The sequence below is a fragment of the Mycobacterium sp. genome (genome assembly GCF_052143115.1).
In the GTDB taxonomy this organism is placed as follows: Bacteria; Actinomycetota; Actinomycetes; order Mycobacteriales; family Mycobacteriaceae; genus Mycobacterium.
Genome location: NZ_JBKQTQ010000165.1, coordinates 1 through 7,104, shown reverse-complemented (window position 1 = coordinate 7,104; position 7,104 = coordinate 1). Strand labels below are relative to the sequence as shown.

5 protein-coding genes are annotated in these 7,104 nt (G+C 64.0%); 3 read left to right on the top strand and 2 right to left on the bottom strand.

Translation table 11 applies throughout. The features are described from left to right. The first annotated feature begins 354 nt into the window (after nucleotides 1–354). Complete coding sequence (locus ACLQI9_RS16920) at nucleotides 355–492, top strand: hypothetical protein (protein ID WP_442376891.1); 138 nt, start codon at nucleotides 355–357, stop codon at nucleotides 490–492. Then, nucleotides 483–3,122, top strand: a complete 2,640-nt coding sequence (locus ACLQI9_RS16915) for a LuxR C-terminal-related transcriptional regulator (RefSeq protein ID WP_442391945.1) — start codon at nucleotides 483–485, stop codon at nucleotides 3,120–3,122. The genes ACLQI9_RS16920 and ACLQI9_RS16915 overlap by 10 nt, the downstream gene beginning before the upstream one ends. A gap of 47 nt (nucleotides 3,123–3,169) precedes the next feature. Here ACLQI9_RS16915 and ACLQI9_RS16910 read toward each other — a convergent pair whose 3' ends face one another. Continuing rightward, nucleotides 3,170–3,394 (bottom strand): response regulator transcription factor, encoded by a 225-nt coding sequence (locus tag ACLQI9_RS16910; protein WP_442376895.1) that lies wholly within the window; start codon nucleotides 3,392–3,394, stop codon nucleotides 3,170–3,172. Nucleotides 3,395–3,483: 89 nt separating this feature from the next. After that, nucleotides 3,484–4,875 (bottom strand): FAD-dependent oxidoreductase, encoded by a 1,392-nt coding sequence (locus ACLQI9_RS16905; protein ID WP_442391944.1) that lies wholly within the window; start codon nucleotides 4,873–4,875, stop codon nucleotides 3,484–3,486. A 576-nt stretch (nucleotides 4,876–5,451) separates the two neighbouring features. On the opposite strand from ACLQI9_RS16905, the gene ACLQI9_RS16900 reads away from it, so the two are divergent. After that, the coding region (locus ACLQI9_RS16900) for a peroxidase family protein (RefSeq protein ID WP_442391946.1) at nucleotides 5,452–7,104 on the top strand (1,653 nt) is incomplete at its 3' end.

The following is a 7,104-nucleotide window of genomic DNA, read 5'->3' as shown; positions in this document are numbered from 1 at the left end:
TGGCGTGGTGGTCGAGTGTCAGCAACCCGCATCGTCACCCACCGAGGCCCCACCTCATCGAAACGACACGGACCCCGAACGCGGATATCCGCCAACCACCCGCGCACTCTCGTTCACGAAGAGCCGGTTTAGCCGGTGGGCGCAGTAGTCCGGAAGTATGCTTCTCGCGTCGACTAACCGTAAGCAGATTCGGTCAGTCAGCAGACGGATACGGGGGGTACTCGGATGGGATCTGCGCCTGTAGCTTGCGGTGGGTGTGGCACCGGACCCATTCGGGGCGGAGCCCGATTTTGCGATGTCTGCGGGGCGCCGACAGCAACGACGCCCGAACCGGCCGAGTACAAGCAGGTTACAGTGCTCTTCGCCGATGTGGTGCGCTCCATGGATATGGCGTCGACCCTGGAGCCGGAACGATTACGCGAAATCATGGCCGCGGTCTTCGATCGGTCGGCAGTTGTCATGCAGCGGCCCGAGGCGATGAGATGCCCGTGATCAGCGGCGATCCGCTGACCGGACGCGAGCATGAACTCGAAGTTATTCACCGCGCGCTGAACAAAGTTGGCAGTTACTCCGGGGTGGTGATCGTCGGTGCCGCCGGCGTGGGCAAGACTCGGCTCGCCCGCGAAGCGCTGATCCGCGCGGAGGCTTCCGGCGCGCGCACCAACTGGATCGTTGGCACCGAGTCTGCCCGCCCGCTTCCACTGGGCGCATTCACTGCGTCGCTGGGCAAGCTGATGTCTGATCCGATGCTAGACGTGCAGCGCATCGTTGATTCCATTGTCGCCCAACAACGTCGGGGTCGCGTGTTGATCGGTGTTGACGACGCACACCTTCTCGATGGACTGTCCGCGCACGTTGTGCATCAACTTGCCCAGTCGCGCGGTGCGCACCTGGTGGTCACGCTGCGCGCGACTGGTGGTGAGCCCGACGCCGTGACAGCACTATGGAAAGACGGCCACCTCGCCCGACTGGACCTGCAACCGTTGTCGGCTGCGGCCACCCGCCGGGTCATCGAGGCCACGCTTGGTGGACCGGTGGATGCCCTTAGCGCCCAACGGTTCTTGAAGCTGACTGGCGGAAACGCGTTGTTCCTGCGGCAACTGTTGACGGACCAGGTTGCGGCCGGCTCTATGCGTCAGGTGGCGGGGGTATGGATGTGGGACGACACCGTTGCGGTCTCACCCAGCATCGGCGACTTGGTCGGCAGCCAGCTGAGTCGCCTCACACCCGATGTCGCAATGGTGATCGACATCCTTTCGCAGTGCGAGCCGCTCGCGGTCGATGTGTTGTGCGACCTGGTGCGCCGCCGCGACCTCGAAGATGCCGAACAAATGCACTTGATCACCGTTGAACACAGCGGCAGCACGCTGATGGCCCGACTGGCACACCCTCTTTTCGGCGAGATTCGCCGCGCCACCTTGGGCGAACTGTATCCAGCGCGGATCCGCGGTCGGCTGGCGCAACGGCTGGCCTGGGAGGTCGACGCCGATATGCCTGCTACCGTGCGCCGGGCACTGCTCACCCTGGAATCCGACCTCGCCCCCGACCCGGACCTCTTCCTTCGGTCGGCGCGGTTTGCCATGACCCTGCTCGATCTCGACTTGGCCGACCGATTCGCCAGGGCCGCTGCCGATGCCGACGCGCCGGAAGCAGCAAGCCTGCGGGCAATGAACCTGGTGCTTCTCGGACGTGGTCGCGAAGCCGAGGCCGCCTTGCGAGAGATGGGTGGAGCCGACCGCCCTGACGGCCACCACTGGGCTACGGTGCGGGCAGCCAATCTGATCTGGATGCTCGGCCGACCCGCGGAAGCATGGACCATCCTCGAGGCCCTTTCCGCAAAACGGGAGTCCGCAGCGGATCATGCGCAGCGCACCGCGGTCGAAGCCTGTGTGGACGCGGTAATGGCGCGCTGTGAATTGGCCGCCGAAAAAGCAAGGACGGCAATGAAGTCCGGGGCATTGCCCGACTTTCACGCGATGATGGCATCGGTGGCGTTGATCATGGCTCAAGGCGCGCTAGGCCGAGTTGACGACATCGCCGAAGTAGCCGACGAAGCCCTCCACCGTGCCATGACATCGTTTCAAGCGTCGCATATGCGGTTCTGGTTCGGGTCCGTGTATGCGCGGGCGTGCCGGCTAACTGGCCGCATCGATGAGGCCGTGAACTCTGCCAAACGGATCGCCGACTCAGCGAGCGACATTCCCGGGCTCGCGTATGCGAACCTCGCGTTTCTCTTGGGCCACGCCGAACTGATAGGAGGCGCTGTTCCCAACGCGGTGAAGCTGTTGCATGAGGCGCTGGCAGGGGTTGAAAAGCATGGCGTAACAACAGGCTTACGGCCTGCAAGCTGCTTTGCGCTGGCGGAGGCGCACGCCAAACTCGGGCAGCCAGACGAGGCGAATGACGCGTTGAGCGAAGCCCAAAAGTGTGTGCCGGAAGATTACCTGTTCATGGAGACCGCGCTGAGCCTGTCGACTGGGTGGACGCTGGCCGCCGCCGGCTCGCTGAGCGACGCGGTCGCGATAGTGCAGGTGGCCGCCGCAGATGCGCGTGAGCGAACTCAGCCGACCCACGAGCTGGCCTGCTTGCAGGCGGCGGCTCAGTGGGGCGACGCCTCCGGGGCTGCGCGAGCGCGGGAGCTCGCCGACATGCTGTCGCTACCGCTGGCCAATGCCGTTGCTCGGCATACGGAATCGCTGCAAGCCCGCGACGGCGAGGGGCTGCTTGCGGCATCGACTGACTACCGGGCGCTCGGTGATCGCGCCACCGCGGCTGACGTCGCGGCACAAGCGGCTGTAGCCTTTGGCTACGCCCAGCAGCGCAGACGTGGGATGTATGCCGCAGCTTTGGCGCGGGAACTGGCCGACGCATGCGGTGGGCTGTGCACGCCGGCACTGCGGACTCCGGTGGGAGTTCCGTTGACTCCTCGCGAGCGCGAGGTCATCGAATTGGTTATTGCCGGTTTGTCCAACCGCGACATCGCCGACCGGCTTGTCATGTCGGTCCGCACCGTGGAGGGACATGTCTATCGTGCATGTCAACGGGTGGGGGCCACGTCGCGTGCCGACTTGGCCGCAATCCTGCGCGCCGGTCCGGGCGAACTTCGAAAGTCTGACGTTTGAGCGACGAAAGCGATGCGCCTGATCGGCTCCAAATAGATTGGTCATGCTCAACATGGCGCCTCGCCGCGGCGGATTGCGCTGTCTTCCACGAACATCAGCACCGCCTTGACCCGTCGGTCCACCGAGTCATCGCCGGTGAGTCCGAGCTTGGCGAAGATGGAATTGATGTGCTTTTCCAGCGCCCGCTGAGTCAAGACCAGCCGCTGCGCCACCGCACGATTGCTTCCGCCGGTGGCGAGTTCGGCGAGAACTTCCGACTCTCGCCGCGTCAGCGATTGCCGAGTTAACCGGCGGCAGCGAGCTCCGACGCCGTCGGTGTGGGCGGTGATCGGGTCGGAAAACCTCCGCTGACGGTTCGCGGTCAGATCACCGAGATCTCAACCATGCCGGTGGGGTCGTCGGTCTGGTGTTCGTACAGCCGGCGGCGGTGTTTCGCCAATGCCGCGCGCCACACCATGCTCGGCCGCAGCAGCCGGGTCGCCGGGTCGACCAGCGAGGTGACGCGGGCGAACTGATTCAGTGCGGCGGGGTCGAATTCGGCGGCGGTGAGCACTCGATCCACATAGCTGTTGAGCAGTCGCGTTGTCAGCGATCGCCCGCCCTCGATTTCAGGTAAGGCGAGGTCGCCGACGGCGGCCAGTTGCCACGCTTGCCGGATTGGCCGTGCCGCGGCTCGGAAGAAGCGCCGTGCCAGATCGTTCGTGCCGCAGGCCAAACAGTCACGTAGCGCCAGTGCCTGCAGAGCGGCGACGGTCATGCCCTGGCCGTAGATCGGATTGAAGCCGCAGATCGCGTCGCCGATCACCAGCAAACCGCGGGGAAATCCCCGCATCAAGTCGTAGCGACGCCACACGCTTGACGGCACGCGGTGCTGCACCACCTCGCTGATCGGTGTCGCGTCGCGTATCGCCGCGAGTGCGTGCGGCGGAGCGAATTCTTCGACGGATGCGTACATTCCGGCGCGCCCACGAGGAGCCTCGTGACCCGCCATTCCGAACACGGTGAATAGCCATGAGTCATGCTCGCAGCCCAGGAGCCCCATTCCAGTGGGTCGGCCCGGAACGGGGCCGATCAGGAAGATATGTTCGTGCACGGCGCCGGGCCGCATCCGCAGCGACTGGCTGGTATAGGTCACGTGGACGTTGATGTGGTCCTCGGTTGGGCGGCCATAACCCAGGTTTTCCAGTAACAGGGGTGTCCGTGTGCCGCGGCCCGTCGCGTCGACGATCAGATCAGCAGCCAACCCCGATTGAATGCCGCTGTGCCGGTCCGCGATTCGGGCCCCGGTGATCTGCTTGCAGTCGGGGGTAAAGCTCAGCTCGACGACGTCGTGACCGTCCAGCAATGTCACATTGGCGATGGCCAGGACCCGTCGCCGGACGAAGCACTCCAGGAAAGGTCTGCTTGACGTATAACCGGTGAACGACTCGGCCGAACCGGTCCTGACCGCTTGGTGTCCGCCCATGTTGTAGTAGAGCTTCGACAAATCACGGCCGTCGAAATAGGGAACGCCATCAGTGACCAGCTCGTCGGGCAGTCCGGGGAAGAACTCCTCCAGCACCTGCGCGCCCCGTGCGAGCAGCGCGTGCAGGTGTCGTCCCTGCGGCACCCCCCGGCGGTTCGCGGCGTCATCGGGCAACACATCGCGTTCCACCACCGTGACCGTCTCGAAAGAGTCGGACAATGTCCGCGCGGCGAGCAGTCCGGCCATGCTCGCACCCAGAACCACGGCGTGATCACCGATCTTCGCCATCGCACACTCCCATGTCACCCAGCAGTTGCCGACGAAAAGCAATGCTCACGGGTGATACAGGCGCCGGATAGAGTAGCCAACTACCTCATTTACGATTTACGCCCGTCCACGATTCGCACGAGCCCCAGGAACAGGTAGCGCGCTACTCATGCGAAGGGCCGTGCTCCGCCGTACCTTTCTTCCGTCGGTGCCGATCCGCTCGGCCAAACTGTGAAACAGGCAACGGCGACGATGAAATGCCAACGCTATCAACGGAGAAAACGATGACCGTGGCCATCCACATCTGCTCGGCCGCGTTCCTCGGCGTCATCGCGATAGGTGTCCACAACCTCGAATCATGGCTCGAGCGTTGGGACTACAACCGCCACCTCGAGGATTGAGATGCCCGGACAGGCGATATCCGGCAGTCACGCCGATGAACATGACGGTGACCTGTCCGCCGATCGACGAATAGTCGGTTATTCCGCGTCGCCGGGTGCATATTGTTACTCTCCGAAAGCGTCGTGCGCGAGCAATACGAGAGGTTCAGTGGTGGCAGCGCTACTGTCGCGGCTATTGTCGTGGTTCGCCGGAAGGATTGATCGGTCGGTCGGATGGTACCGATTACCAACGCCATTAGGACTGGCAGTGTTGGTCGGACTACGAAACCAGCTGCGGGCGCACAACCTGTTCGACACCGGTCGCGGGCCTCAGGACAAGCCGCCCTACGACGACCCGGACATCGCGAACCGTCTCACCGCCCGCATGTTGAACGGGACATACAACGACCTCACCGACCCCCTGATGGGATCGTTGGGGTGCAGATTCGGCCGCAATGTCCCGCCGTCGCACACATATCCCAAAGAGCCGCTGGCACCCAACCCGCGGCTGATTAGTCGGCGTCTACTCACCCGCGACACCTTCCAGCCCGCGACCACACTGAACCTGCTGGCTGGCGCGTGGATCCAGTTCGAGGTCCACGACTGGTTCAGCCACGGCACCGTCACGACGCAACCGTGGGCGATCCCACTGGAAAACGACGATCCATGGCCCACCCGGCCCATGACGATCGAGCGGACCGCTCCGGACCCCAGCCCCAACCCCGAGGGTCCGCCCACCTTCGTCACCCAAGACACCCACTGGTGGGACAGTTCCCAAATCTACGGTGGCTCAGCGAATATGAATTTCGCCGACGGGTTGCGCACCGGCCACAAGGGTCAGCTCCGCATCGATGACCTCGGGCTGGCACCCGCCGATCTCGACCAATATCTGGACTTGACCGGCCCCGCCGGAAACTTCTGGGTCGGCCTGGCCATCCTGCACTCGCTATTCATGCGCGAACACAACGCGATATGCGACCAGCTCGCCGCTCAGCACCCGGAAATGACCGACCAGCAGCTGTATGACACGGCGCGACTGGTCAACGCGGCACTGATGGCCAAGATCCACACCATCGATTGGACACCCGCGATCATCGCGCACCCCACGACCGTGGCAGCGCTTCGCGCGAACTGGTTCGGCATTCTCGGGGAGCGGTTCGATCAGCGCTTCGGGCGGATCACCGATAATGAAGTGTTGCAAGGCATACCGGGTTCGCCGACGAACCAGCACGGCGTTCCGTACTCGCTGACCGAGGAGTTCGTCGCGGTGTACCGGATGCACCCGCTGATCCCCGACGTCTTCCTCTTCCGCTCTCTGGCCGACGACCGGGTCATCGCCGAGCACGAGCTGACCGACTTGACCGTGGAGCACGTTCGCGAGCGGCTGTCCGAACTACCGATGGACGATATCTTCTACTCGTTCGGCCGGTCCCACCCCGGCGCCCTCATCCTGCACAACTTCCCGAAACACCTGCAGCAGCTCCAGCGAGCCGACGGAGAACTGGTCGACCTGGCCGCAATCGACATCCTGCGGGTGCGCGAACGGGGCGTCCCGCGGTACAACGAGTTCCGGCGGCTGTTCCGTCTCAAACCGGCATCGTCGTTCGAGGAACTGACGGACAACCCGACCTGGGCGGAGGAGTTGCGGGAGATCTACGGCGACGTCGAGCAGGTGGACCTGGTGATCGGGTTGTATGCCGAAAGCAAACCGCCGGGATTCGGGTTCAGCGACACCGCATTTCGCGTTTTCATTCTGATGGCGTCTCGACGGCTGGAGAGCGATCGTTTCTTCACCCGCGATTTCCGCCCCGAGATCTACACCGAGGCCGGCATGGCCTGGGTTAAAGCGAACACGATGCGCACGGTGCTC